Here is a 24,690-nt window from a genome sequence, read left to right as displayed (position 1 = left end):
TCAGGCGGTCTCCCGTCCTCGGTCCCAACGGACGCGAGGGCCGGAGGCACAACGTGGGTTAGAGAAGAGAGGGTGGAGGATGGCGCCGGGCCCCGTGCCGGACGCGGGCGGGTCTACTCTCCGCAGTCCACCCTCCGCCCGCCCGTGCCCGTCCGCCCGAAAAAGAGCCTCGGCCAGCACTTCCTGACCGACGACGGCGTGGTCCACCGGATCGTCGCCGCCGTCGCCGCGCCGCCCGGCGCCCCGGTCGTCGAGATCGGCCCCGGCGAGGGCGCGCTGACGGGCGAGCTCCTCCGGCGGTACCCGGACCTGGTGGCCCTCGAGGTGGACGAGGAGTCCATCGCCCACCTCCGGCGCCGCTTCCCCGCCCTCGACGTCCGCCACGCCGACGTCCTCGATGCCGACTGGCGCGCGCTGGCGGGAGGAGGGGGCGCATCCGGCACCCCCCAGTCCCCAGTCCCCCGTCCCCCGTCCCTCCGTCTCCACGTTGTCGGCAACCTGCCGTACTACATCACGTCGCCGATCCTGTTCGCGCTGCTCGACGCCCGCCAAGCCGTCGCTCGGGCCGTCGTGATGGTGCAGAAGGAGGTGGCCGACCGGGTCGTGGCGCCGCACGGGTCGAAGACGTACGGGACGCTCTCGGTCTACTTCGCGCTCTACGCCCGGGCCGAGGCCCTGTTCGACGTGCCGAGCGCGTGCTTCCGCCCGCCGCCGGCCGTCGAGAGCGCCGTGGTGGCCCTCGACTTCGCGTCGGCCGAGCCGCCGGACGTACCTTTCGACGCGCTCCGGCGGACCGTCCGCGCGGCGTTCGGCCAGCGCCGGAAGATGCTCCGGAACAGCCTGGGCCCGCTGGCGCGCCAGGCCGGCGTCGACCTCCCCGAGTGGGCCGCGACGTTGCGCCCCGAGGCCGTCTCGCCGGCCGACTTCGTCCGCCTGGCTCGTCACCTGGGCGTCCCCGCCCGTCCCCCCGGCCCGTGAGCGACCCCGTACCCGACGCCCCGCCCCTCGTCGACGACGACTTGGTCGACGCCGTCGCCGACCTCGTCGAGGCCGGCCACCGCGGGCACGTGCTGAACTTGGTCGCCGAGCTCCGCCCGGCCGACGTCGCCGCGCTCCTGCAGCACCTCCCGCCCGACCTCGCCCGGGTCGCGTTCCGGTGGCTCCCCGACGACGTCACGAGCCGGACGCTCCCCGAGCTCGAGAGCGCCGAGCGGGTCGACCTGTTGGACGGGCTGAGCACGACCGAGCTCGTCACGCTCATCGACCCGCTCGCCTCCGACGACCAGGCCGACGTCCTGGCCGACGTCGACGTCACTCAGGCCGACGACGTGCTCGTCCAGCTCGAGGACGCCGTCGACATCGAGGCGCTGCTGAGCTACGCCGAGGACACGGCCGGCGGCCTGATGGCGACCGAGGTCGTCGCCGTCCCGCTCACGGCGACCGTGGCCGAAGCGACCGAGGCCGTCCGCGCCAACGCCGACGCCGTCGACCCCGTGTTCGCCGTCTACGCCGTCGACGCCGACGACCGGCTCGCGGGCGTGGTCCCGCTCAAGCGGCTCCTGCTGACGCCGGCCGCGACGCCGGTCTCCGAGATCGCCGAGACGGACCTCGTGTCGGTCGAGCCCGACCTCGACCAGGAGGACGTCGCCCGGATCATGGAGCGGTACGACCTCGTCGCGCTCCCCGTCGTCTCGGCCGGCGGCCGGCTGTTGGGCCGGATCACGATCGACGACGTGATGAACGTGATCCGCGAGGAGGCCGAGGAGGACTTGCAGCGGGCGGTCGGCATCACGGGCGAGGAGGAGCTGTCGTCGAGCGTGTTCGCCGTCAGCCGCGGGCGGCTGGTGTGGCTGCTGCTCGGGTTGGTGGGCGCCTACGTGTCGGGGCTCGTCATCGTCGGGTTCGAGGAGGCGTTGCAGGTGGCCCCGGTCCTCGCCCTGTTCATCCCGATCGTGATGGCGATGGCGGGCAACGCGGGCATCCAGTCGTCGGCCATCGCCGTCCAGGGGCTGGCGTCGGGCGACCTGTGGCGGAGCGACCTCGCCCGGCGGATCGGCAAGGAGCTAGCCGTCGCGCTCTTGAACGGGCTCGTGCTGGCGGCGGCGCTGGCCCTGATCGTCGTGGTCTCGGGCTTCGGCGACGACACGGGGCTGCTGGCGGTCACGGCGGCCGTCTCGCTCCAGATCGTCATCGTGCTCTCGACGCTGGTGGGTGCGACGGTCCCCCTCGTGCTGTCGCGCGTCGGGATCGACCCGGCGCTCGCGATGGGCCCGTTCATCACGGTCTCGAACGACATCCTGGGCCTGACCGTCTTCTTCGTCACGGCGACGCTGCTCTACCTGTGAGGTACGGGGTGCGCGGTACGGGGTACGGAAGCTGTACCCGGTACCCCGTACCCTGTACCCCTCCCCCCCATGTCCACGATCACCGCCGCCCGAACGCCCGCCGGCGTCGCCATCGCGACCGACGCGCTCACCTCGTTCGACGGGCTCCGCCTGCCGCCGGACCTCGACGCGGCCGGGGAGAAGGTGGTCCGCATCGGCGACGCCTACGTCGGGATCGTCGGGTTCACGGCGCACCACCTCGTGATCCAGGACGCGCTCGAGCGGTTCGAGGACGCGGACCTGAGCTCGCGGCGCGGCATCTTCGAGACGTTCCGCGCGCTCCACCCGGTCTTGAAGGACGAGTACTACCTCAACCCCGAGACGGACCAGGAGGGCGACCCGTACGAGAGCACCCAGGTCTCGCTGCTCGTCGCCGCGCCGACGGGCATCTTTGGGGTGTACGACATGCGTGAGGTCCACGAGTTCACGCAGTTCTGGGCGATGGGCTCGGGCGCCTCGTTCGCGCTGGGCGCGATGCACGCGCGGTGGCCCGAGGTCGAGGCCGGCGCGCTCGACGCGGGCGCGCTGGCGGCCGTCGGCGTCGAGGCCGGGTGCCGGTTCGACCCCGCCTCGGGCCCGCCGATCACGGTTTACGAGGTGACGGGAGGAGAGACGGAGTGAGGGGTATGGGGGTGTGGGAGTGGACGGACACCGCGTCCGCCGGCAGGCTTGCGGCACGGAAGGAAGCTGGGCGTGTGATACGGATTCAGCGCGTTGATGTCATGACCGTCAATGCGGATACGTGATTCGTGATGCGTGACTCTCTCCGTCGGAAGATCACGCATCACGCATCGCCACCGATTCCCCGTCCTGACATCACGGTGCGGAGTCCGTATGAGGAGAGTCCGGTCGAGACACCCCTCCTCCCACACCCCCACACTCCTCCAGGATCTAGAGTCAACCGCCAGCGCCCTTCCGCACGATCGTGTTCGTGGACCGGGCCACCGCGAGCGCGCGGCCGTCGGGCGCCGAGACGGTCGCGTCGAACACCAGCTGGCGGCCGGACCGGGCGACGAGCCGGGCCTCGACCTCGACGTGGTCCAGGTCGGGCGTGACCGGGGCGAGGTAGGTCATCGTGAGCTGGGCCGTCACGCTGGGCGGCGCCACCAAGTAGCTCAGCGGGCCGACCACGTTGTCGACGGCCGCGGCCACCATCCCGCCCTGCATCAGCCCCATCGGGTTCTGGTACCGTTCGAGGACGGGGAACCAAGCCACCATCGCCGCGCCGACCCCGTCGCCCCCGGCCGGCCGGTAGTCGCGGATCTCGGCCTCCATCTCTTCGAGCACGGGCGGGGGCAGCCGGAGGTCGCCAGCGCCGAGCGACTTCATCGCGTCGGCGAGGCCCTGGAGCTCTTCTTTGGTGGGGACGGACATGGGGAGGTGGGGGATGGGGCGACGCTCTACTGACCGGCCGGCTCCTCGCGCGCCTCCGGCGGGAGCCACGCGGCGACGGCCTCCACGACGCGCTGGGCCCGGCGGCGGTTCACGCCGAGGTCGCTCCGCCCGCTCTCGGCCGCGCTCCGAACCCACAGGACCGACCCCCGCGATGCCGGCTCGACCTCGACGGCCACCTCGTCCTGGAACGGGCCGACGGCGAACGTCGCCAGGGCGCCGGTTGCCGTGGGGACGAAGGCGGCGGGCGTGCCGAGGCCCGTGTCGCCGAGGCCGCTGAAGGCGCGGTGGACGGCCTCGGTCACGGCGAGGGGCGCCGACGCGACGGGCACGCGCAGGCGGGCGCAGTTCGGGGTGCTCGGGCAGGGCGGGACGGGCGCGTCGGCCTCGGTCGCTTGGGGACGGGAGCCAAGCGCCTCCGAGGCCACGAGCGCGACGGCGGCGGCCACGCCTAGGCCGATCCAGACCCGCCGGCTCGGCCTCGGGAGCCGCCAGCGCTGGCGTCGGGCTCGACGGCGTGGGGACGTCGGACTGGCGGACCGCCGCCGGCGACGGCTCACAGCTCGGCCGACGTCTGGGTCACCGGCGTCCCGGGCTCGGCCGCCTCGAACTCGCCGCCCTCGTTGTACTTCGAGGGGCACTTGACCAGGATGTGCTCGGCCTCGAACACCTCGCTCTGGCCGGCCTGCGTCATCCGCCCCTGGACCACGACGCGCGTGGCGTCCTCGAAGTTGGCCGGCTTCGGGTTGGCGTAGACGACCGGCCGCGTCGTCCCCGCCGTGTCGGCCATCACGAACGTGAACACGTTCCGGGCCGGGTCGTACGTCGACGGCGCCTCGCGGACCCACGTCCCGACGACGTGCGCCTTCCGCCCGCTCACGGCGGCGTCCTCGAACGTCTCCCAGCCGGCGACCTGGTCGCCGAAGCTGTTGACCACCAAGAACCCGAAGATGCCGACGAAGGCGAGGCCGAGCAGGGTCGTGGGGCGCATGGGGCGAGGGGGAGGGTCGGTGGGAGGGTTACGCCTCTCGGTCGGAGAGGTCCCGCTCGATGCGGGCGAGCCGGCGGTCGGTCCGGAACAGGAGCAGCAAGACGCCGAGCCAGACGACGAGCACGACCGCCAGCACGACGGGCAACTTGTCCTGGGCCAGCATGACGCGCTCGACGCCCTGCGGCTGAGCCGTCGTGGCCTGCGCGGCGCCGTCGTCCAGAACGGTGACGGTGGTGTCGACCTGGATCATGTGACGACGGGCGCGGCGACGGGGGCGGGCGCGGCCAGGGCCTCGACGCGCAGGGCGGCTACCCGGGCGCGGACGCGCTGGGTGTAGAGCCACCACCCGAGCATCAGGAACCCGACGGCGGCGGCGTAGAAGACCCACCGCATGTCGGCGGCGATGTCCATCTCGCTAAAGGCCGGGTTGCCCTCGGCGCCCGGGTGGAGGCTCGCCATCCGGCGGGGCAGCACGTAGGTCAGGAACGGCATCGAGGCCGTCGCGAACAGGGCGTAGACGGCCGAGAGCCGCGCCCGCTGGCGGGGCCGGTCGAGTGAGCCGCGGAGCACGAAGTAGGCCCCGGAGATCAGGAGCTGGACGGCCACCATGTTCTGGCGCGGCTCGGGGCTCCACCAGAGCCCGGTCCCCTGGTACCACGTGAACCGGGCCCAGACCACGCCCGTCACGAGCGCCGTCACACCGGCCACCGTCGACACCATCCAGGCCGCCTCCGAGCGGACGTCGTGGACCGTCCGGCCCGTCGCGAGGTAGCGCCCGGCGTGCCACGCCCCGGCCACGGCGCCGGCGTAGAGCACGAACCACATCGGCACGTGGAAGTACAGGTTGCGCGCCGTGTGCTCCAGGATCGGCAGGTTCGTGACCGGGCCGAGGAGGCCCAGGACGAGGACGACCGTCAGCCACACGGCCGCCACGACGCCGAAGAGGCGGTAGGCGAGTCCGTAGCGGGGGAGGGCGAGGTCGCGGTCCATGGGTGTGGGCGGGTCAGCCCGTGAACGTTCATGTTCTGCCCGCTGCGCCCGCCAGACCGTGAAAAGGGGGAAAGGCTCGGGGTGGCTCGCTGGCGCTCGCGGGAACGGGGAAACAGGAAAGGGGAAATGGCAGAGGGCGTCGGCGTGGGCGGTCCGTGGACAACTCGGGGGCCCGCGAGTGGCGCTGGCTGAACGAGGGCCGGAGATTCCACCCGTCCACCCGTCCACCCGTCCACCCGTCCACCCGTCCACCCGTCCACCCGTCCACCCGTCCCAAACGACGCGAGCGCCGCCGGGGAGGTCCCGGGCGGCGCTCGCGAGTTAGACAGGAGCCCGAAGGCGGCCGTCTAGAACAGAAACACGACGAAGACGCCGAGGCCGACGAGGGCCGCGGCTGCCGTCATGGTGGGGATGAGGCGGTTCATCCGTTCGGGGGTGAGGGTGGAGAGAAAGAGTCGGCCGACGGCGGAAGTTATCCACAGCGGGAACTCGACCCGGCCCGAATGTAACCGACACGAGACAGCGCGCGCAACCTGTTGTGCCGAACCTGTCTACGCCGGTGACAACAGTCTACGCAACCTCGGGTTGTCCACTCTCCGATGGGTCGTGCCCGACGGACTCTGCCGGTGAAGCGCGACACTCGCTCGGCTCGTCGGACCTGGCGTCCTTGCCGGTGGCCGCCGCGACGACGCGAGACGGTCTGGAGGCGTCCGAGGGCGCGGCGCCAGGAACGAGTCGGCGGGGCTCCTCATTCGTGACTCCCGGCCCCCGACTCCTCTCCGATGCCCCTCGACCTCGCCCGCGTCGACGCCCTCGTGTTCGACGTCGACGGCACGCTCGCCGACACCGACGACCACCTGGTGGCCCAGATCGCGGCCGTGCTCGACGCCGTCCCGCTCGTGAGCGGGCGCCGCGCGACCGAGCTGGCGCGGCGGATCGTGATGGGCGCCGAGACCCCGGTCAACGCGGCCTACGGCGCGCTCGACACGCTCGGCCTGGACGACGACCTGTCCCGAGTGAAGGGCGCCATCGCCGACCTGCTGGCCCACGTCCGCGGCCAGCGCCGGCGGGCGGACGAGCACCCGCCCGAGGCGGCCGACGAGGTCCCCCACGACATGGTCCCGGGCGTGGCTGAGATGCTCCGCGACCTCTGCGACCGCTACCCGATCAGCGCGATCTCGACCGGGGAGGAGGACCGCATCCGCGCGTTCCTCACCCACTTCGACGTGATCGACTGCTTCACGGCCGTCGCCGGCGCCCAGACGACGCCGCGCATGAAGCCCTTCCCGGACCCGCTCCTGTTCGTGGCCGACGCGATGGGCGTCGCGCCCGAGCGGTGCTTGGTCATCGGTGACACGACGGTCGACATGCAGACGGCCCGGGCTGGCGGGGCGCAGGCCGTCGGCGTGCTGTGCGGGTTCGGGACCGAGGACGAACTTGTCCGCGAGGGGGCCGACGAGATCCTGGCGACGACCTCGGACCTGCTCGGGATGCTCGCGCCGGCCGACGACGCTCTCGACGGGAGCGCCGACCCGACCGCCGCGCCCGACGAGGACGCCGCGGCGGGCGCCAGCCCCACGCCGCGCTAGTGCTCCGCCACGGAGTCTCTGTCGGGTCCCCTCTCGTCCGGCTCAGATCCGTGATCCGTGATGCGTGACCCTCACGCGCAGAATCACGCATCACGCATCCAGCACGTCCAACCCGCCAGACTTGCTGTGACGCTGCACTAGATCAGCACCAGGTACGTCAGCTTGACCACGGCGACGCGGTCGCGCAGGACGACGGTCCGGCGCGGGTCGAACGGGTCGGCCCCGTCGTCGATGCGGCTGTAGGCCGTGTTGAACACGACGAACAGGTCGCTGCCCGGCGAGTGGATCCAGTCGAGGCGGACGTTGGCCTGGAGCCGGCGCGAGACGTTGTCGTACTGGACGAGCGTCCGCCCGAACAGCGTCCGCGAGAACGCGGTCAGCGCCGAGACCGAGCCGACGGTCGTGGCGAAGGGGCCGTTGCCGAGGTCGATGACCGTGTGGTCGAGGCCGCCTTCGAGGACGAGGTGCCGCGACTGCCGCCAGCCGACCTCGACGCCCACGTCCGCGCGGTCGCCGCCGAAGAAGCCGCCGCCGCCGACGGACGCCGAGCCGAACACGGGCCGGCTCGAATCGGTCTCGCCGCTGAGCTCGGCCTGCACGAAGGTGTAGTCGCCCGGCGCGACGGTCTCGCCCTCGCGCAGCGCGAACGGCGCGTCGAGCCGCTCGAACTGGCGGACGACGCCGAGCGAGACCCGGTCGCGGCGGTACAGGTCGGCGCTGACCCCGGCGGCCAGCTCCGTCGTCTGGAGATCGCCGTCCTGGCCCGAGACCGTCGTCCCGGCCGTCTCCACGATGAGGCGGCGGACGAACGGGGCCGCCGACCACCGCACGAGCGGCCGGTAAAACGCGGACGCCGCCAGCCGCCGCTGGTCGGGCCGGCGGACGAAGCCGAGGGCCGGCGCGTACGTCGCCCCGATGCTCGTGAACGAGCCCTCGACGCCGAGCGCGTCCGTCGCCAGCCGGCCGAGCACCTGGCCGGCCGCGCTCGTCAACTCCGGGTCCGAGTCCCAGACCTGCGTGGCCCAGGCGTCGACGACGCTGTTGGCGCCGAACCGGATCTGGCCGTCGACGCCGGCGGCCCGGTTCGTCCGGTCCGGCCCGTCGAGGGTCGTCGCGATGCCGCCGACGGTCGCTCGCGGCAGCACGTCGGCCCGGGCGCGGACGACGGTGTTCGTCGTGGACCGGCTCCCGAGGAGGTCGCCCATGCCGGGCCCCGTCTCGATGGTGAGCGCGCCGACCGACACCGGCCCGAGCTGGCCCGTCAGCCGGGCGCCGGCCAGGATGTCCTCGTCGAGCCCGATCCGCCGCGAGAAGAACGTCTGGGCTTGGCGCGGCGCCCCGTGCTCGAACAGGCCCGACCGCTCCAGGAAGAACTCCCGCTTCTCGGGGAAGAACAGGCCGAACCGGCTCAGGTTGATCTGGACGTTGTCGGCCTCGACCTGGGCGAAGTCCGTGTTGACCGTCAGGTCCAGCGTGAGGGCGGACGTGATCCCGTACTTGACGTCGACGCCGGCGTCGGCGGTGAGCTCAGCGCCGCCGGTCGGGGCGCCGAGGTCGGGGCGGCTCTGCTGGGCGCCCGAGATGCCGTACGGCTTGACCTCGAGGTTCCGGCCGCGCGCGATCCCCCGGAGCCCGGTGAGCACGCCGTACTGGGAGACCGTGGCGAGCGCCGCGAAGCTGCTCCCGCGCTCGAGCCCGATCTCGGGCCACATCACGCGCTCGTTCTTCCGGTTGATCATCCGCGAGAGCATGAGCCCGAACGACACGTCGTCGCCCTCGGGGAACCGGAGCTGGCGGAACGGGATGGCCACCTCCATCGACCAGCCCGCCGCGTCGATGACGGTCTCGGAGCGGTAGACGGCGTCCCACGAGAAGCTGTCAATCGTGAGCCCCTCGTCGGTGACGGTCGCGTCGTCCTGGGTGCCGAGCGCGTTCATCTCGAAGAGGTACGCGTTGCGGCCGTCGCGGTAGGTGTCGAGCCCGATGTAGACGTGGTCGTCGCGGTCGTTGCGCCCGCCGCGCTCCAGGTTCTGGGCGCGGATCAGGTCGGGCTCGCGGTCGAGGTTGCGGAACGCGAAGTACAGGTGGTCCCGGTCGTACGCGACGCGGACCTCGGTCGCCTCGGTGGCCGGGGCGCCGGTGTCGGGCCAGACCTGGGTGAACGTGCGGACGGGCTCGACACGGTGCCACAGCGGCTCGTCGAGGTGGCCGTCGATGCGGGGCGCTTCGTCGGTGAACACGGCGGCCACCTCGCGGTCGCTCGGCGGGACCGTCGGCGCCGTGCCGGGCTGGGCCGCGAGTGGGGCAGCGAGGGCGAGCGCGAGCAGCGGCCGGAGCATGGGGGCGGCGGGGTGGATTCGCAAGCTACCGGAGAGGGGCGGAGTGGGGAGTGTGGGGGTGTGGAAGTGACATCGGACTGGGGCACGAGTCGAACCCCTTGTTTCCAGCGAGCGCTTCCTTCCGATGTGTCATCCTGAGCCTGCGAAGGATCTCAACGCGGAGTCGCCAGCCCGTAAGCGACGGTGCCGACGGGCTCGATGGCTCGTGCTGAGCCCTTCGCTCCGTTCAGAAGCCGTTTGGCGAGCGGGAACCGTCCCCTCTCCACCCCCTGGGGGGAGAGGGCGAGGGTGAGGGGGGAGGTCGAGACGGAGCGGGAGGCCGGTCGAAACGGCGCCGGCCCCTCACCGGGCCTCTCCCGTGGGGAGAGGGGACCTCATAGGGGACGATGGTGCCTCACCAAACATCATCTCAGGATGACACATCGGGAGAGTCCGCCCGCCCTGGGGCGAGGCGCAAGTTGACCCCGGTCACCGGCCCCTTCCTCCCACACCCCCAACCCTCCGCTACATCCGCGCCAGCGCCAGCGCCTGGTCCAGGTCCTCCACCAGGTCGTCCGGGTGCTCCAGGCCGACCGAGATCCGGACGTCGCCCGGCACGATGCCGAGGGCCGCGAACCGCTCCGGCGACAGCTCCTTGAGCATGCTGATGACGGGCGCGTAGACCAGGCTCTCGTGGCCGCCCCAGCTCACCCCGATCCGGAACACGCGGAGCCCGTCCACGAACCGCTTGATCGCCGCCAGGTCGTCGGTGTCGAGCGCGAACCCCATCAGGCCGGTCGTGCCCGTCATCTGTCGCTCGGCGAGCGCCCGCTGCGGGTGGCTGTCCAGGCCCGGGTGGCGGACGATCCGCACGCGCGGGTGGCCCTCTAGAAACCGCGCGACCTGGAGCCCGCTCGACTCGTGCTGGCGCATCCGGACGGGCAGCGTCCGCAGGCTCCGCGTCAGGAGCCACGCCTCGAACGGGGCCATCGTCGCGCCCAACAGCTCCGTCTCGCGGACCGAGATCGACGTCAGGTCGTCCGCGCTCCCGATCACGACGCCGCCGACCAGGTCGCTGTGGCCGCCGAGGTACTTCGAGCACGAGTGGACTTCGAGGTCGACGCCCATCGCCAGCGGCTTCTGAAAAAGCGGCGTCGCCCACGTGTTGTCGATCATCGTCCGGACGCCGCGCGCTTTCGCCAGCGCCGCGACCGCCGCGAGGTCCTGCAATCCGAACACCGCCGACGACGGGCTCTCCAACACGATGAGCGCTGTCCGCTCCGTCATCGCGTGCTCGAACTGTCCGACGTCGTCGCCCGCGACGAACGTGGTGGTCACGCCCATCTTCTCGCGGAGGTAGCCATCGAAAAACGTGCTCGCCGGGCCGTACACGTTCCGCACCGCGACGACGTGGTCGCCTGCGCTCAGACCGTGCAGCGCGGCGGCCGAGATCGCGGCCATGCCCGAGGCGTAGAGCCGCGCCCGCTCGCCGCCGGCCAGCCCGGCGATCTTGGTCTCGGCCAGGCGGACCGTCGGGTTGCCCAGGCGCGAGTAGAGGTAGGCGTTCGTGCGGTCGTCGAAGGCCGCGTCGATGGCGTCCCAGTCCTCGAATGTGAACAGCGAGTTCTGGTACAGCGGCGGCACGACGGCCCCGTGCGGCGACTCGCGGTCGCCGGTGTGCATCAGGCGCGTCTCGGGGCGGAGGTCAGGCATCGGCGACGTCCGCCAGCGCGGTGCGGGGCGGGTCGGCCGGGAACAGGGCGACGCCGAGGATCGCGAGCAGCGGGGCCACGGCGAGGTTGGCGAGCGAGAAGATCTGCCACGGCGCGTAGGCCGCGAACGGGACGCCCAGCGTGGCCACCATGAACACGGCCGTCGGCGTCCACGGGACCACGCTCTCGATCATGGTCCCGGTGTCTTCGAGCGAGCGCGACAGGACGCGGCGCGAGATCCCGAGCGCGTCGTACTTGGCCTTGAAGGCGTCGGCCACGATGAAGCTGGTCGCGTACTGGTTCGAGGTCAGCGCGTTCGTGACGCCGGCGGCGGCGAGCGTGGACAGGACCGTCGCCCGCCGCGTCTGGGCGAACCGGAACGCCCGGTTCACGACCGTGTCGATGGCGCGGACGTGCTCCATCGCCCCGATAAACACGAACACCATCATCGCGATCACGATGGCGTCGATGAGCGCGTAGAGCCCGCCCCGGTCGAGCAGCGTCGTGACCTGGTCCGTGACGCCCGTCGCCCACGGCGCCATCGACGTGTCGAAGCCGCGGTAGAGCGACTGCATCACGTCGGCGAGCGTGAACGGCTGCAACGCGAGGGCCAGCCCGCACGCGCTTAGCGCCGACACGACGAGCGTCGGCACGGTCGGCTTCCGAGTGACGGACCCGGCGAGGACGAGGGCCGGCGGGATCAGCAGGAGCGGGCTGAAGGCGAAGATGGAGTCCAGCGCGTCCATGAACGGCCGGAGCGACTCCAGGCTGCCGGCCGTGATCGCGGGGGGGACCGTGACGCCCAGGACCGCGAACGTCGCGCACGCGATGAGCGCCGACGGGACCGTCGTCCACAGCATCGACCCGATGTGCTCGTAGACCGTCACGTCGGCCGCGAGCGCGGCGATGTTGGTCGTGTCCGAGAGCGGCGAGAGCTTGTCACCGAAGAACGCCCCGCCGACGACGGCGCCGGCCGTGATCCCGAGGTGGCCGCCCATCGCCCCCGCGATCCCGATCACGACCACGCCGACCGTCCCTGCCGAGCCCCACGACGTCCCGGTCAGCGTCGAGAACACGGCCGGCACCAGGAACGCGCTGAGGTACAGCACCGACGGGTGGACCAGCTGGAGCCCATAATAGACCAGCATCGGGATCGTCCCGCACACCATCCAACTCCCGATGATGAGCCCGATGGCGAAGAAGATGAAGAACGCCGGCAGCGCCCGCGCCAGCTTGGCGACGATGGTGGCGAGGATGGCGTCCCAGCGGTGGCCGAGCACCAGCAACTCCGTCACGGCGACCGTCGCCGCGAGCACGAACACGACCTCGAGCGGGAACGCCGGCTGCCCGAACACCTGGGGCCGCAGGATCAGCCCGTAGACGACGAGCCCGAGCAGCGCCAGGATCGGCCCGAGCGCCTGCCCGAACGTGACGGAGGGCGCCGGGGCGTCGACGGCCGGGGCGTCGCGGTCCGTCGGCGGGGCGGGCGGCATGGGGCGGGGGAGAGGTGGCCCGAAGCTAGCGCCGGGCCTCGTCTCGTCTCGCAGCTCCTCAGCCCCGCTCGTTCACGACCGTTGCAGCGCCTGGATGTGCCCTCCGAACCGCCTCGTTGACGGCCGGCATCAACGGCGCCACGTCTTTGAAAGCGTTGCTGACCGACCGGATGACGACGACCGCCAGGTCGAGCACGCTGAGGTTCTGCTGGTGCTGGAGGTTCCGACCCACCGTGACGAACACGTCGAACTCGCCTGACGCAGCTCGGAGGAGGGCCCCGTTCTTGAGACCGTCCCAGCCGTGCTCGCGGACTGTCACTACGTCGAGGTCCGGGTCGAACAGCGGCTTGGGCAGTCGGTCCACGTTCTCGTCCAGGAGGACCTGGCGGGTCGGGTCAGGCATGAGCGCCCGCCTCGGCCATCGTGAGCTCGAGGTACGCCTCGGCCTGCTCACGCGCGACGGAGGGGAACCCGTCGAGGAAGCGGTCGAGCGTCTCTCCGGACTTGAGGTAGTCGATCAGCGTCTGCACGGGGACCCGCGTTCCTGCAAAGACGAGGGCGCCGCTGACGACGTCGGGGTCCCGGGAGACGACTTGGTCGAAACGCATGGCTGGGTAGGAAGTCGGGGAGGCCCGAAGCTAGCGCCGGGCCCCGTCCCGTTCCGACTCACGCGCCGCCGGTGGTCCGTTCGACAGACGGTGCGGCCCCTGCGCTCGGCTCCTCAAGACTCCAGGCCGACTCGTCGCCGGTGCACCACGATCCTGTTTGGCACCGTCCCCGGTCCTGGGGAGCGGAGACGCTCGTCATGCGGGCTTCCCAACAGAGTACGCCGTGTCTCGCGAGAGGTCCGCCCCCGACGCCCATCCAATGCCCCCACCCCCGTTGATCGGCTCGACGCGGCGGAACTCGTCCTCGTCTTTCAGGCGGCGGAACACGCCCTTTTCCAGGAACGGCCGGCACTCGACCCGGCGCACCTCGCCCGTGACGAACGTTACGCGGAGCGCGTACTCGGCGAGAGGTTCGACGCGCTCGACGCGGGGGGCGAGCGGGCGCGGGCCGTACACGATGGGGTCCCCGTCCTCGGTCGTATCGGGGAGGTCACAGGCCCACTCCGGCTTCGGCTTTCCTGTGGGGAGGGGGGGCGGGGGCGGTAGGGTCTCGCTCATCGCTTCAGGGGCGGGATGGTGCCGGGTGGCTCGTTGTTCACGGCACGAGCCCACGCCTGTTCCAACTCGTGGGTCCGCAGCTCCGCCCACGCTTGCACGAGGCGCACCTGGCGACGCGGGAGCGTGCCCGCCAAGATCTCCGCGTCGGGGATGGAGAAGACGGCCTCGTCGCCGCCGTACTGCGCGTGGAAGTGGGGGGCGTTGTGCCGGCCCGTCTCGCTCCAGTAGAGGTACACCGCAATGCCGAAGAACTCAGAGAGGCGGGGCACAAGCGGGACGTTGGGTCCTTCAGGATACCAAGAGGGTGACGAGCCGAGCGAGTGAACGAGGTCAGGCGAACGAGATGACACGAGCGTTGGCGCCAGCCAAGCACACTGACGCCGTCAACGACCTGCCACGGCGAGTTCGGTGACCCGACCTGAACGTCGGGCGAATCCGAGACAGGCGCCCGCTACCAGTCGGTCCCCTCCTTGGCCACGCCCGTTCCGACCGGCACCTCCGGCCGACGACGTGGCTTCTCCAGACTCGAAACCAAGCCGCCGGTACGGCCCGGTGTCGCCCAGCAGTCCAGCTCTACGCGGCGATCTCGACGTACTCGACCTGCGCGCTCAGTGTCAGGATTGGGTCGCTGTCATCTACAGTGGCGCTGACTTTTCGCGACGAGCATTGACAATCCTCGTTCCAAGCGGAAGCCACAACGCAAATCCGAGCGCGGCTCTCCCAACGCTAGCAGCCACGGTCGTTGCTATGGCAACACGCGAGCCGAACCGAGCAGGCGGTCGGACGAGTCGAGAACGCCCGAGCCCTGTGTCGGCTTGCAGCGGCGGGTTAGCCCGCTTTGGTGTACGGACCGGGTACATGGGTAACACTTCTGACCGGCAACATGGGTAACAGATCCGTTCACCGGCATAGTCCATCACCAGCCCCGATGCGCTATGCCCTGGATAAAGACCTGCCCCATGACCGAACGCGCCCGCTTCGTCCTCGCCCATCAGCAGGGCCTCTACTCCATGACCGAGCTCTGCGCTCGCTTCAACGTCAGCCGCAAGACCGGCTACAAGTGGCTCGGCCGCTTCGAGGAGGGCGGCCTCGACGGCCTTGCTGATCAGAACCGCGCCCCGAAGACGTGCCCCCACCAGACCCCGCCGGAGGTGGAGGCTCTCCTCGTCGCCTGCCGGGAGGCGCACCCACGGTGGGGGCCACGCAAGCTCCTCGACTACCTCGCCCCGCGTCACCCCGCCCTCGTGCTGCCGATGCCCTCGACGGTCGGGACCATCCTCAAGCGCCATGGTCTGGTCGAGCCACGCCGACGGCGGCGCACGGCGCGGCATCCGGGGGCGGTGCCGCTGACTACCACCGCTCCGAACGAGGTCTGGAGCGCCGACTTCAAGGGCGAGTTCAAGACGCTCGACGGCCTCTACTGCTACCCCCTGACGGTGGCCGACGCGCACTCGCGCTACGTGCTCGGCTGCACGGGCCTGCCGTCGGTCAAGCAGGACGGGGCGAAGGCGCAGTTCGAGCGGCTCTTCCACACCTACGGCCTCCCATCTGCGATCCGCACCGATAACGGGGTCCCCTTCGCTACACAGGCGCTCTGCGGCCTCTCCCGGCTCTCGGTGTGGTGGATCAAACTGGGCATCACGCACCACCGCATCGAGCCGGGCCGCCCGCAGCAGAATGGTCGACACGAGCGGATGCACAGGGACCTCAAGGCAGAGACGACGCGCCCGCCCGAGCGGAATCGGGAGCAGCAACAGGATCGCTTCGACGGCTTCCGCGCGGAGTTCAACGAAGAGCGCCCCCACGAGGCACTCGGCGGCGACACCCCGGCTTCGCACTACCGCCGCTCCGAGCGGGCACTGCCCGAGACGCTATCGGAGCCGGAGTATCCGGCGCACTTCGAGGTACGGTGGGTCTCGAAGTGTGGCACCTACAAGTGGAAGCGGCAGCAGCTCTTCATCAGCCAAGCGCTCGGGCACGAGTGGATCGCCTTCGAGGAGGTAGACGACGGGGTGTGGTCGGTCTACTTCTACGACGTGCTGCTGGCGCGGCTCGACGAGCGCGACTTCAAGCTTCAGGCCGCCGTAGCTTGAGCCGAAAGTGTTACCGATGTGCCCGGTCTAAACTGTTACCTATCTCCCCGGCTCCTACAGAGCACTACCGCCCAATCTCTGGAACCGACAGGCCCCGGCAGATTTTGTGCGCCAGCAAGTTCGGGATCTCCCGATGACGTGGGGCCGCTTCCGTCTCCCCAGTCGCCGGGTTGGTCCAGAGCGAGTGACTTCGGCCCTCTCGCTTCAGGTGGCACCCATGACGGCGGAGGTGCTTCAGGAGCGCGTTCAGCTTCACGCCGCTACCAGAACCGTCGTCCGCTCGGCTTCCGAGGGGACCCCGCGCAGACCGTCCTCCCGCCGGTCTTCCAAGATCAGCGCGATGGCGTCGGAAAGGCTGGCGAGCGCTTCGTCGCGGGTCCGACCTTGCCCGTTGGCACCAGGGACTTCGGGGGCGTAGGTGATGAACCAGTCTTCGTCTCGCTCGATGACGGCGGCGAACTCGTGCTTCATGGCTTAATGACTTGGTTGGCTTGCGATCTGTAGACGCCTGGCTCGCCTTGAGGTTCGAAGGCTCTATAACAGAGAGCCGCTCAGCCGCAGAGGGCTGAGGGCGGAGTGGTTATTCAGAGCGCAAGATGCGCCGCCGCCCCGCCCAGCGCAAGGACGCTGACGCCTTCGGTCGGCCTGCAGCGGCGGGTTCTACCGCTTGCCTCATTGGTTGACCTTACCCCTCTGACCGAGTGCGACACACAGAAACCCAAGGCTGGTCAAGACTAGGACGGCTGTGTCCGATCCGTCTGAGTCGGAGAACACGCCATAGAGGCCTACGCCGACAGCCGCACCGAGGAGGAAGAGAGCGATCCGGTTCCACTTGTCGTTGGTCATCTCGGGAAGGTTTGCGGGTTGGCGGAGTGTTCTCCAAGCGGTAGAACAGAGGGCCGCTCAGCCGCAAAGGGCACCGAGCGGGGCGGCGCGGCGGAGCGCAGGATACGCCGAAGCATGGACAACGCAAGAACGCTGACGCCCTTCGTCGGCCTGCAGCGGCGGGTTCGAGCGCTTCCCGAGCGCGGAGCTACCGGTACACGTCGCGACGGTGGCCGACCTTCACTACCTCGACGAGCAGCACGTCGTCGGCGATGGTGTAGATGATCCGATACTCCCCCTGACGAACCCGGTAGGCGCTCTGCCCCGACAGCTTCGTACATCCGGCCGGGCGGGGATCGTCGGCCAGTGCTCGGATCCGGTCGACCACACGCTGGCGGTCCTTCTTCCGACTGATGGCTCGGATCTCCTTGGCCGCACTCCGCTTAATCTCGATCCGGTACTGGCTCGGCATCAGATGGCGCCTTCCGCTTTGAGATCGCGGACAAACGACTCGAACGACACCGTCGGTTCAGCGGCGCGGTCCCGGAGGGCGGCGAGATCGTCGGCGTCCTCGGCTAGGAGCACGCGGACGGCTTCGTTTACAACATCGGAGACAGAGCGCTCGGTCTCGGCCGCTTTGAGGCGAAGCGCTTTGTGGAGAGCGGAGTCGAAGTAGACGGTGGCCCTCTTGGGACGGGTAGCAGGCATGGCTCGGGCGGAGACGTTATGACGTCAAGACGCTACAAGCTATTGCGGAGTTTCAAGAAGCGCGCGAACCAGAAGTTGTGCCGCGCCGAGTCGCCAGGCCGGACGGACCCGGGATAAGGGGCCCGCTACCAGTCGTTCTCCTCCTTGACCACCCCCGTCTCAATCGGCACCGGGTACGTCCCCGAGAAGCAGGCGTGGCAGTACCGCTCGCGGCTCTCGTGGGCCTCCTCGACCGCCGCCAGCATCCCCTCGACCGAGAGGTAGCCCAGCGAGTCGACCCCGAGCCACTCGGCGATCCGGTCCACGGCCCCGTGCTTGTTGGCCGCCAGCTCCTCGCGCGACGGGAAGTCCATCCCGTAGAAACACGGCCACCGGACCGGCGGGCTCGCCGACCGGAAGTGGACCTCGGCCGCGCCCGCCTCGCGCACCATCTTGACCAGCTGGCGGGCCGTCGTCCCGCGCACGATCGAGTCGTCGACCATCACCACGATCCGGTCTTTCAAGACGCCCGCGACCGGGTTGAACTTGGTCCGCACGCGCTGCTCCCTACTGGACTGGCCCGGCGAGATGAAGGTGCGCCCGACGTAGTGGTTCCGGATCAGGCCGATGTCCAGCTTGCACCGGTGGCCCATCTTGTTCGACTCCGAGACGTAGCCGATGGCCGCCGTGTTCGACGAGTCGGGGACCGACATCACGATGGGCCGCTTGCCGTCGCCCTTCTCGACGAGCGGGACCGGCGCGTCGTGCGCCAACCGCTTCCCCATCTTCCGGCGGACCTTGTCGACGGTCGCCCCGAACACCTTCGAGTCCGGCCGGGAGAAGTAGACGTACTCGAACACGCACTGGCTCACGCCGTGCGTCCGCGGCATGCAGACCCCGTTGAAATCGCCCCCGGCCCCGACGCGCTCGACGCCGGCCCGGTCGATGACCAGGATCTCGCCCGGCTCGATGTCGCGGACGTACTCGGCCCCGACGATGTCGAACGCGCACGACTCCGAGGCCACGATCCAGGCCGGGTGCTCGCGGCCGTCGGCCGGGGGGAGCGTGCCGAGCGCGAGCGGGCGGAACCCGTTCGGGTCGCGCGCCGCGATGAGCGCGTCGTCGGTCAGGATGACGAGCGAGAACGCGCCCTCGCACTGGTGGAGCGCGTCGACCATCCGGGCGACCGGCCCCTCCTCGGGGCTCTGGGCCGCCAGGTGCAGGATGAGCTCGGTGTCGGACGACGAGCTGAACAACGTCCCCCGCTCAACGAGGCGCTCGCGGATGGCCCGGGCGTTCGAGAGGTTCCCGTTGTGGGCGAGCGCGAAGTGGCCCTCGCGGTCGTGGACCACGAACGGCTGGATGTTGGCCGGGTTCGTCGCGCTCCCCGACGTCGAGTACCGCGTGTGGCCGATGGCCGCGTCGCCGACGAGGGTGTCGTCGAACCGGGCCCGGTCGGCGAACACGTCCAAGACGAGCCCGAAGTCCTTGAGCACCGGCATCACGCGGCGCTTCTTGACCTCGTCGTACACGCTCGTCACGATCCCGGCCGACTCCTGGCCGCGGTGCTGCAAGGCGTGGAGGCCGAAGTAGCTCAGCCGGGCGGCGTCGGGGTGGTTGAACACGCCGAAGATGCCGCAGTGGTCGCGCGCTTTGTCCACGGGAGCGGGGGGAGGACGGAGGGACAGGTTAACGGCAAGGGGGCTCGCTCCGCTCGCGGGAAATGGGAAATGGGGACGGGGAAATGGCGGAGCTCAGGTTGAACGGGTTTTGCAGGTCGGACCCAACCGACAGGGGGGTGGGCGTAGGGGCACGCCGGTGGCGTGCCCGTGACGATCGCGATGGGACGAGGACACGCCACCGGCGTGCCCCTACGTATGGATCGGATCGTACGGATCGGCAGGTGAGACCACATCCCGAGCGACCCGGCACGAAGGGCCTGAGGCCTAGCATCTCGGCCCGCCGTTTTACAGCCCCACCACCGCCACCGCCAGCCCCACGCCGACCGCGTCGGCCACCAAGTCGCGCCAGCAAAAGTGGGGGTGCCGCTCGCGCCGGCTGTCCATCACCTCCTTCGCCAGCCCGAGCGCCAGCGTCGCCCCCGCCGAGATCGGCAGCGCCTCGGCATTCGAGAGCGTGCCTTTGTCGGTCAGGACGTACTGGCCCGCCAGCGTCATCAGGAACGAGCCGCCGGCGTGGAGCGCCTTGTCGCGCCCGAGCCAGTCGTCGGACGGCGGCGTCTCCGGGTGGGGACGGGCCGGCTCGGCGAGCGCGCCGTCGAGCCGGACGGTCTCGTAGCGGACGGGCGGGTCCGCCGGCGTCTGGGCGCTCGCGCCGACGCCGAGCACGAGCGCGAGGGCGAGCGCGCGGCTCACGTGTCCGGCATCGCCGTCGGGTCCATCTCGATCCGGTGCCCGTCCGAGAGAAGGGCCCGGAGCGCGAGGGTCGCCCCGCCGAACAGGACGAGGCCGGCCAGCACCATCACCACGATCCCGCTCAGGGGCGCGCCCCGGAACCGGACCGACAGACTCCGGCCCGTCCCGCCAGCGGCGGCCACGGACACGACGCCGGCCCGCGAGGGCTCGAACTCGAACGTCGTCGAGCCCGGCGTGAACGTCTCCGTCGTCGCGGTGATGGCCCCGGGCCGGTACGTCACCGTGACCGAGTCGGCGGGCGCGTCGAACGTGACCGTGACGGTCTCGCCGCGTGTGGGCTGGTCGGGCGTGATGCTCACGACGTCTTGGGCCGCGAGCGGGGCCGCGAGGAACGGGGCCGCGAGAAAGGCGGCGAGGAGGAGCGGGCGCATGGCTAGACGGCGGGGAAGACGGGCTCGGCCGGCGTCTCGGCCGACGCGCGCGAGGTGAGGAACGACGCCATCGCGAGCGTCCCGCCGATCCAGACGAGCGGGATCACGACGGGGAACCACGCGACCGGCCCGAGCGGGTACGACGACCCGTACAGCCCGGCCTCCCCGAACAGGTCGAGCCAGAGGTTCCAGACGATCACGACCGCGAGCACGGTCGGGATGACGTACTTCAACAGCACGTCGAACCAACCCCCGAGCCGCAGCGCCGAGTGCTCGTTGACGAACGCCCGGAGGTTGCCGGCCCCGAACACCCACCCCAGCAGGACGCACTCGAGCAGGCCGACCGTGAGCAGGCTGTACCCGAACGCCCAGTGGTCGAGGATGTCGAGGAAGTTGAACCCGACCGTCCCGTTCCCCCCCAGCGACGGGTCGACGATGAACGGCATCGTCGTGATGACCGACCCGACGACGCCCGGGACGGCCACCATCGCGAGCGCCGTCGCGCGGCTGGCCCCGGTCTTGTCGATGACCGCGCTCGCCATCCCCTCGACGATCGACATCGCGCTCGTCACGCCGGCCATGACCATGAGCAGGAAGAACGCGAACCCGAACAGCTTGACCCCAAACGGGAACTCGGCGATCCCCTGTGGGATGGTGAAGAACGAGAGCCCGACCGTCCCGCCGACCGGGTTCAGCGCGAGCGCGAACAGGATCGAGAAGATGGCAATCCCGGCGAGGTACTCGAACCCGCAGTTGAGCAGGCTCACCATGAACGAGTTCGTGACCTGGTCGGAGTCCTTCGGGAGGTAGCTCGCGTAGGCCGTCATCGTCCCGAGCCCGAGCGAGAGCGAGAAGAACATCTGGCTGAACGCACCCTTCCAGACGTCGGGCTGGGAGATGCCGCCGAGGTCGGGCGTGAACAGGTACATCACGCCGTCCGTCCCGCCGGGCAGCGTGAGCCCGCGGACGATGAGCACAATCATGAACAGCCACATGAGCGGAACGGCCACGCGGACGACCCGCTCGATGGTCTCCGTGCCCCGCCAGAGCGCCGTGAGCGTCATGGCCCAGACGCCCAGGACCGCCAGCATCGGCCACCAGCTGGCGAGCATCCCGAAAAAGTAGACCTGGGCGTTCGGCGTCGCCGTCGGCTCCAGCATCGGCTCGAACGGGGCCGTCGCCCCGGGCTCCATCAGCCCGCCGAGCGCGCCGACCATCATGCAGAAGGCCCACCCGAGCAGGCCCACGTAGTACATCACGATAAAGAGCGCGCTCGCGAGCGACCACCACCCGACGAACTCGCCCTTCTTCCCGACGAGCTTCGAGAGCGCCATCGGGAAGCTCCGGCCGGTCATCGTGCCCAGGCTGAACTCGGCGACCATCACCGGGATGCCGAGCACGAACAGCGCGATGAAGTACGGGAGGTAGAACGCGCCGCCGCCGAACTGGTAGGCGTTCGACGTGAAAAAGACGATGTTGCCGAGCCCGATGGCCGAGCCGCTGGCGGCCAGGACGAACCCGAGCTTGGAGTTCCAGGCGCCGCGCTCGGGGGCGGCGGGTGAGTCGGTGTCAGCCACGCGGGGGGAGACGGTGTGAAGCCGCGAAGCTACGGCCGCTCGCCGTCTCCGGCCGGCCACAGTCCCTCGCCCTCCAGCACGGCCCGGACAATCCGCAGCCGCCCCGGCCCGACGTCGAACGTCAGGCCCGGGGCTTCCTCGGCGTTCATCGCGAACACCGCGTCGCCGTCGGGCCGCTCGACCCAGCCGACGATCCACCCGATGGCCGGCTCGCCGGGGGGCACGCCCCAGCCGGTCTTGGCCTTTAGTCGCGTCCCCACGCCCTCGGCCAGGATGGGCAAGATGTCGCGGACCGTCACCTGGTCCGCGTCCGAGAACGCCAAGTCGCCCCGGCGCAGGCGGTCTAGGAACACGACCTGCTCGTCGGCCGAGACCCGCCAGGTCCCGTCGAGCCACGACAGCTCGAGCGAGTCGCCCAGCGCCGAGTTGCCGTAGGGCTCGCGCGCGAACACCTCGGCGTAGCCGTCGCGGCCGACCCGGCCCGCGAGCCGCTGGAACAGCCACACGGCCGAGACCGCGGTCCCGGTCCGCAGCGAGTGGTCGCGGTTCCACTGGGGGATGCTCCGCTCGACCCCGTCCCAGGCGTGCATCGAGTCGACGTCGGTCACGACGCCGCGGTCGAGGAAGACCAAGCCGTTGAACACCTTCGACGTTGAGGCCGGCGAGAACCGGGTGGCCGCGCGCTCGGGGTCGTGCCGCGTCGTCCGCCCCGTCCGGGTGTCTAGCAGGACGAACGTGCCGACGGCGCCCTCGGCTCGGAACGCGGCCGACCAGTCGGCGACCGAGTCGGGTGGGGCCTGGGCCGAGTCCGACGCGGCAGGGGGGGCGGCCGGCCGGGCGCAGGCGGCGAGGACGAGGAGCAGCGGGAGCAGGCGGCTCACGGCTCCGGCGCCTCGGGCGCCTCCGGCTCCAGCGCGTGCTCGACGCGGACGCCCAGGATCCGGTTGTCCTCGACGCCCTCGACGCGGAGCAGCAACCCCTCGTGGTGAACCTCGTCGCCCGGCGACGGGATGTCGCCGGTCAAGTGCAGGATGAGCCCACCGAGCGTCTCGAAGTCGTACCCGCCCGTGTCCATCTCGACGCCGACGGCCTCGGCCAGGTCGTCCAGGTCGATCCGGGCCTCGGCCCGGAACACGCCCGGTGCGACGGCCACCACCAGCCGCTCGTCCTCGGCGTCGAACTCGTCGCGGATCTCGCCGACGACCTCCTCCAGCAAGTCCTCCAGCGTGACCAGCCCGGCCGTGCCCCCGTACTCGTCGACGACGATGGCCATGTGGGTGTTCGAGCCCTGGAAGTCGGCGAGCATGTCGTCGAGCGCCTTGGCCGGGGGGACGAACAGGGGGCGTCGGGCGATGGCGGCCCAGTCGGGCGTCCGGCCGGCGCCGTCGAGCGACGGCAGCAGGTCCTTGGCGTAGACCACGCCGAGCACGTTGTCGAGGTGCTCGCGGTAGAGCGGGAACCGGCTGTGGCCGCTCGTGCGGATGAGGTCGAGCGCCGTCTCGAGGTCGGCGTCGGCGCTGAGCGCCTGCATATCGACCCGGCTCACCATGACCTCGCGGACGGTCGTCTCGCCGAACTCGACGATCGAGTGGATCAGCGCCCGCTCCTCCTCGCCGATCGACCCCTCGGCCTCGCCGACGTCGGCCATCGACTTGATGTCGGCCGACGAGAGCGGCTCGGCCTCGGTCCGGAACCGCGACTGGACCGCCGTCGCCAGGTTCGCCAGCAGGTCGGCGATGGGCGTCACCACGCGGACGAGCGGCGACAGGACGCCCGACACGGACCGCGCGAACCGGACCGGCTGGCGGCTCGCGATGAGCTTGGGCGCGATCTCGCTCGTGACCAGCAGGACGAACGTGAGCCCGACCACGTTCGCCGCCAGCGCCGCCAGCGGGCTCCACCCGAACGCCGCCGCCGCTTCGAGCATGAGCTGGGTCGAGAGGATCGCCGCGCCCACGTTGACGACCGTGTTGAGCAGCAGGACGGCCGCGAGCAGCCGCCGGGGCCGGTCGAGCAGCCGGACCACCCGGGCCGCGTCGGTCGCCGGCTCGGTGGCGAGGTCCTCGCGGTCGGCCGTCGTGACCGAGAACAGGGCCACCTCGGACCCCGAGAACAGGGCCGACAGCGCCAGCAGGAGCACGAACGCGCCGATCTGGATCACCAGGCCGGTCAGGCCAGGGAGCACGTCGGCGAGGGGGAGGGCCGCGAGGGCCAGACTAGAGGCGGGGTCCAAGGCGGGTGGACCTGGCGAGACAACGGGCCGGAGCCCTGGGGGGACCCGGCGGGAGCCGGTCGAACGAAGATAGGCGCCTGGGGGTCCGGCGCCACCCCTTCGTGGGAGCTTGCCAGTGCGTCAGTGGGTCCGAGCCGACGGGGCGCTTCGCGCCGGTCGATCCGTTCGGAGAGCGCCGAGGACATCGCCACGTCTCGAGCGTCCCCGATGAGGACGCCGGGGCAGGGACATCGCGACCTTCCGAGAGACACGTCTCCCTCTCCACCCTCCGGGGCTGGTAGGGGGAGGCTTTCACACAGGAGACAACCTCCCCCTCTTTACACCGTCATCCCCGCGCAGGCGGGGATCCAGAGTGCCGAGCGATCCTGTGCCCTGACGCCCAGGATTCCCGCGTTCGCGGGAATGACGGCCTGAGGGAGAGCAATCGAATCGTG

The 24,690-nt window shown here is 70.7% G+C and carries 26 protein-coding genes; 5 read left to right on the top strand and 21 right to left on the bottom strand.

Going from position 1 to position 24,690, the window contains the following annotated elements; translation table 11 throughout:
• Positions 1–144: 144 nt before the first annotated feature.
• The 3 genes from rsmA (at position 145) to ACOOHE_RS13035 (ending at position 3,005) form a co-directional block, all read left to right on the top strand.
• Entirely contained in the window at positions 145–978 is an 834-nt protein-coding gene (rsmA, locus tag ACOOHE_RS13045; RefSeq protein WP_420454520.1) for a 16S rRNA (adenine(1518)-N(6)/adenine(1519)-N(6))-dimethyltransferase RsmA, read from the top strand.
• The gene (gene mgtE / locus ACOOHE_RS13040) at positions 975–2,345 is read left to right on the top strand and encodes a magnesium transporter (protein WP_420454519.1); all 1,371 of its coding nucleotides are present in this window, start codon (positions 975–977) and stop codon (positions 2,343–2,345) included. The genes rsmA and mgtE overlap by 4 nt, the downstream gene beginning before the upstream one ends.
• A gap of 69 nt (positions 2,346–2,414) precedes the next feature.
• Positions 2,415–3,005: an MFS transporter gene (locus ACOOHE_RS13035; protein ID WP_420454518.1), complete on the top strand. Its 591-nt coding sequence runs from the start codon at positions 2,415–2,417 to the stop codon at positions 3,003–3,005.
• Positions 3,006–3,281: 276 nt separating this feature from the next.
• On the opposite strand, the gene ACOOHE_RS13030 is transcribed toward ACOOHE_RS13035, so the two are convergent.
• The 5 genes from ACOOHE_RS13030 to ACOOHE_RS13010 all read right to left on the bottom strand — a co-directional run bounded on the left by ACOOHE_RS13030 (position 3,282) and on the right by ACOOHE_RS13010 (position 5,757).
• Positions 3,282–3,758, bottom strand: a complete 477-nt coding sequence (locus tag ACOOHE_RS13030; protein ID WP_420454517.1) for a PaaI family thioesterase — start codon at positions 3,756–3,758, stop codon at positions 3,282–3,284.
• A gap of 26 nt (positions 3,759–3,784) precedes the next feature.
• The gene (locus tag ACOOHE_RS13025) at positions 3,785–4,225 is read right to left on the bottom strand and encodes a DUF1499 domain-containing protein (RefSeq protein ID WP_420454516.1); all 441 of its coding nucleotides are present in this window, start codon (positions 4,223–4,225) and stop codon (positions 3,785–3,787) included.
• A gap of 107 nt (positions 4,226–4,332) precedes the next feature.
• Positions 4,333–4,767 (bottom strand): cytochrome c maturation protein CcmE, encoded by a 435-nt coding sequence (locus ACOOHE_RS13020; RefSeq protein WP_420454515.1) that lies wholly within the window; start codon positions 4,765–4,767, stop codon positions 4,333–4,335.
• Positions 4,768–4,795: 28 nt separating this feature from the next.
• The gene (locus ACOOHE_RS13015; RefSeq protein ID WP_420454514.1) at positions 4,796–5,017 is read right to left on the bottom strand and encodes a CcmD family protein; all 222 of its coding nucleotides are present in this window, start codon (positions 5,015–5,017) and stop codon (positions 4,796–4,798) included.
• Complete coding sequence (locus ACOOHE_RS13010) at positions 5,014–5,757, bottom strand: cytochrome C assembly protein (protein ID WP_420454513.1); 744 nt, start codon at positions 5,755–5,757, stop codon at positions 5,014–5,016. Before ACOOHE_RS13010 ends, ACOOHE_RS13015 begins: the two co-directional genes overlap by 4 nt.
• 782 nt (positions 5,758–6,539) lie before the next feature.
• Between ACOOHE_RS13010 and ACOOHE_RS13005 the strand changes: the two genes are divergently transcribed.
• Entirely contained in the window at positions 6,540–7,346 is an 807-nt protein-coding gene (locus ACOOHE_RS13005) for an HAD family hydrolase (RefSeq protein WP_420454512.1), read from the top strand.
• A gap of 137 nt (positions 7,347–7,483) precedes the next feature.
• On the opposite strand, the gene ACOOHE_RS13000 is transcribed toward ACOOHE_RS13005, so the two are convergent.
• The 7 genes from ACOOHE_RS13000 to ACOOHE_RS12970 form a co-directional block, all read right to left on the bottom strand.
• A complete protein-coding gene (locus tag ACOOHE_RS13000; protein ID WP_420454511.1) occupies positions 7,484–9,685 on the bottom strand; it encodes a DUF5916 domain-containing protein in 2,202 nt (733 codons plus the stop codon).
• 504 nt (positions 9,686–10,189) lie between these two features.
• The gene (locus tag ACOOHE_RS12995) at positions 10,190–11,377 is read right to left on the bottom strand and encodes a trans-sulfuration enzyme family protein (RefSeq protein WP_420454510.1); all 1,188 of its coding nucleotides are present in this window, start codon (positions 11,375–11,377) and stop codon (positions 10,190–10,192) included.
• Entirely contained in the window at positions 11,370–12,869 is a 1,500-nt protein-coding gene (locus ACOOHE_RS12990; protein WP_420454509.1) for a Na+/H+ antiporter NhaC family protein, read from the bottom strand. The genes ACOOHE_RS12995 and ACOOHE_RS12990 overlap by 8 nt, the downstream gene beginning before the upstream one ends.
• A 58-nt stretch (positions 12,870–12,927) precedes the next feature.
• Entirely contained in the window at positions 12,928–13,272 is a 345-nt protein-coding gene (locus ACOOHE_RS12985; protein WP_420454508.1) for a hypothetical protein, read from the bottom strand.
• On the bottom strand, positions 13,265–13,477 hold the full coding sequence (locus tag ACOOHE_RS12980) for a DUF433 domain-containing protein (RefSeq protein ID WP_420454507.1): 213 nt from the start codon (positions 13,475–13,477) through the stop codon (positions 13,265–13,267). Before ACOOHE_RS12980 ends, ACOOHE_RS12985 begins: the two co-directional genes overlap by 8 nt.
• A 195-nt stretch (positions 13,478–13,672) precedes the next feature.
• A complete protein-coding gene (locus ACOOHE_RS12975) occupies positions 13,673–13,933 on the bottom strand; it encodes a DUF2442 domain-containing protein (protein ID WP_420454506.1) in 261 nt (86 codons plus the stop codon).
• A gap of 98 nt (positions 13,934–14,031) precedes the next feature.
• Complete coding sequence (locus ACOOHE_RS12970) at positions 14,032–14,304, bottom strand: DUF4160 domain-containing protein (protein WP_420454505.1); 273 nt, start codon at positions 14,302–14,304, stop codon at positions 14,032–14,034.
• A 666-nt stretch (positions 14,305–14,970) separates the two neighbouring features.
• Here ACOOHE_RS12970 and ACOOHE_RS12965 point away from each other — a divergent pair.
• Positions 14,971–16,128, top strand: coding sequence for an IS481 family transposase (locus tag ACOOHE_RS12965; RefSeq protein WP_420454410.1), 1,158 nt, complete (start codon positions 14,971–14,973; stop codon positions 16,126–16,128).
• A gap of 252 nt (positions 16,129–16,380) precedes the next feature.
• On the opposite strand, the gene ACOOHE_RS12960 is transcribed toward ACOOHE_RS12965, so the two are convergent.
• From ACOOHE_RS12960 to ACOOHE_RS12920, 9 genes are all read right to left on the bottom strand, one after another.
• Complete coding sequence (locus ACOOHE_RS12960; protein WP_420454504.1) at positions 16,381–16,599, bottom strand: type II toxin-antitoxin system HicB family antitoxin; 219 nt, start codon at positions 16,597–16,599, stop codon at positions 16,381–16,383.
• Between the two features lie 562 nt (positions 16,600–17,161).
• Positions 17,162–17,425: a type II toxin-antitoxin system RelE family toxin gene (locus ACOOHE_RS12955; protein ID WP_420454503.1), complete on the bottom strand. Its 264-nt coding sequence runs from the start codon at positions 17,423–17,425 to the stop codon at positions 17,162–17,164.
• Positions 17,425–17,661, bottom strand: coding sequence for a CopG family transcriptional regulator (locus ACOOHE_RS12950; protein ID WP_420454502.1), 237 nt, complete (start codon positions 17,659–17,661; stop codon positions 17,425–17,427). The genes ACOOHE_RS12955 and ACOOHE_RS12950 overlap by 1 nt, the downstream gene beginning before the upstream one ends.
• Positions 17,662–17,786: 125 nt before the next feature.
• Positions 17,787–19,301: an amidophosphoribosyltransferase gene (gene purF / locus ACOOHE_RS12945; RefSeq protein WP_420454501.1), complete on the bottom strand. Its 1,515-nt coding sequence runs from the start codon at positions 19,299–19,301 to the stop codon at positions 17,787–17,789.
• A 306-nt stretch (positions 19,302–19,607) separates the two neighbouring features.
• Positions 19,608–20,015 (bottom strand): hypothetical protein, encoded by a 408-nt coding sequence (locus tag ACOOHE_RS12940; protein WP_420454500.1) that lies wholly within the window; start codon positions 20,013–20,015, stop codon positions 19,608–19,610.
• On the bottom strand, positions 20,012–20,446 hold the full coding sequence (locus ACOOHE_RS12935; protein ID WP_420454499.1) for a hypothetical protein: 435 nt from the start codon (positions 20,444–20,446) through the stop codon (positions 20,012–20,014). The genes ACOOHE_RS12940 and ACOOHE_RS12935 overlap by 4 nt, the downstream gene beginning before the upstream one ends.
• A 2-nt stretch (positions 20,447–20,448) precedes the next feature.
• A complete protein-coding gene (locus tag ACOOHE_RS12930) occupies positions 20,449–22,023 on the bottom strand; it encodes a hypothetical protein (RefSeq protein ID WP_420454498.1) in 1,575 nt (524 codons plus the stop codon).
• A gap of 29 nt (positions 22,024–22,052) precedes the next feature.
• Positions 22,053–22,904 (bottom strand): penicillin-binding transpeptidase domain-containing protein, encoded by an 852-nt coding sequence (locus ACOOHE_RS12925; protein WP_420454497.1) that lies wholly within the window; start codon positions 22,902–22,904, stop codon positions 22,053–22,055.
• A complete protein-coding gene (locus ACOOHE_RS12920) occupies positions 22,901–24,256 on the bottom strand; it encodes a hemolysin family protein (RefSeq protein ID WP_420454496.1) in 1,356 nt (451 codons plus the stop codon). Before ACOOHE_RS12920 ends, ACOOHE_RS12925 begins: the two co-directional genes overlap by 4 nt.
• Positions 24,257–24,690: the final 434 nt, after the last annotated feature.

This window comes from Rubrivirga sp. (assembly GCF_965213695.1).
Lineage (GTDB): Bacteria > Bacteroidota > Rhodothermia > Rhodothermales > Rubricoccaceae > Rubrivirga.
The sequence above is the reverse complement of the archived record's forward strand: the minus strand, read 5'-3'. Positions and strand labels throughout refer to the sequence as shown.

Coding starts and splice junctions, on each gene's coding strand:
- ACOOHE_RS13035 (WP_420454518.1), top strand. CDS start 2,415: ATGTCCACGATCACCGCCGCCCGAACGCCCGCCGGCGTCGCCATCGCG.
- ACOOHE_RS13030 (WP_420454517.1), bottom strand. CDS start 3,758: ATGTCCGTCCCCACCAAAGAAGAGCTCCAGGGCCTCGCCGACGCGATG.
- ACOOHE_RS13020 (WP_420454515.1), bottom strand. CDS start 4,767: ATGCGCCCCACGACCCTGCTCGGCCTCGCCTTCGTCGGCATCTTCGGG.
- ACOOHE_RS13015 (WP_420454514.1), bottom strand. CDS start 5,017: ATGATCCAGGTCGACACCACCGTCACCGTTCTGGACGACGGCGCCGCG.
- ACOOHE_RS13010 (WP_420454513.1), bottom strand. CDS start 5,757: ATGGACCGCGACCTCGCCCTCCCCCGCTACGGACTCGCCTACCGCCTC.
- ACOOHE_RS13005 (WP_420454512.1), top strand. CDS start 6,540: ATGCCCCTCGACCTCGCCCGCGTCGACGCCCTCGTGTTCGACGTCGAC.
- ACOOHE_RS13000 (WP_420454511.1), bottom strand. CDS start 9,685: ATGCTCCGGCCGCTGCTCGCGCTCGCCCTCGCTGCCCCACTCGCGGCC.
- ACOOHE_RS12995 (WP_420454510.1), bottom strand. CDS start 11,377: ATGCCTGACCTCCGCCCCGAGACGCGCCTGATGCACACCGGCGACCGC.
- ACOOHE_RS12990 (WP_420454509.1), bottom strand. CDS start 12,869: ATGCCGCCCGCCCCGCCGACGGACCGCGACGCCCCGGCCGTCGACGCC.
- ACOOHE_RS12985 (WP_420454508.1), bottom strand. CDS start 13,272: ATGCCTGACCCGACCCGCCAGGTCCTCCTGGACGAGAACGTGGACCGA.
- ACOOHE_RS12980 (WP_420454507.1), bottom strand. CDS start 13,477: ATGCGTTTCGACCAAGTCGTCTCCCGGGACCCCGACGTCGTCAGCGGC.
- ACOOHE_RS12965 (WP_420454410.1), top strand. CDS start 14,971: ATGCCCTGGATAAAGACCTGCCCCATGACCGAACGCGCCCGCTTCGTC.
- ACOOHE_RS12960 (WP_420454504.1), bottom strand. CDS start 16,599: ATGAAGCACGAGTTCGCCGCCGTCATCGAGCGAGACGAAGACTGGTTC.
- ACOOHE_RS12955 (WP_420454503.1), bottom strand. CDS start 17,425: ATGCCGAGCCAGTACCGGATCGAGATTAAGCGGAGTGCGGCCAAGGAG.
- ACOOHE_RS12950 (WP_420454502.1), bottom strand. CDS start 17,661: ATGCCTGCTACCCGTCCCAAGAGGGCCACCGTCTACTTCGACTCCGCT.
- ACOOHE_RS12935 (WP_420454499.1), bottom strand. CDS start 20,446: ATGCGCCCGCTCCTCCTCGCCGCCTTTCTCGCGGCCCCGTTCCTCGCG.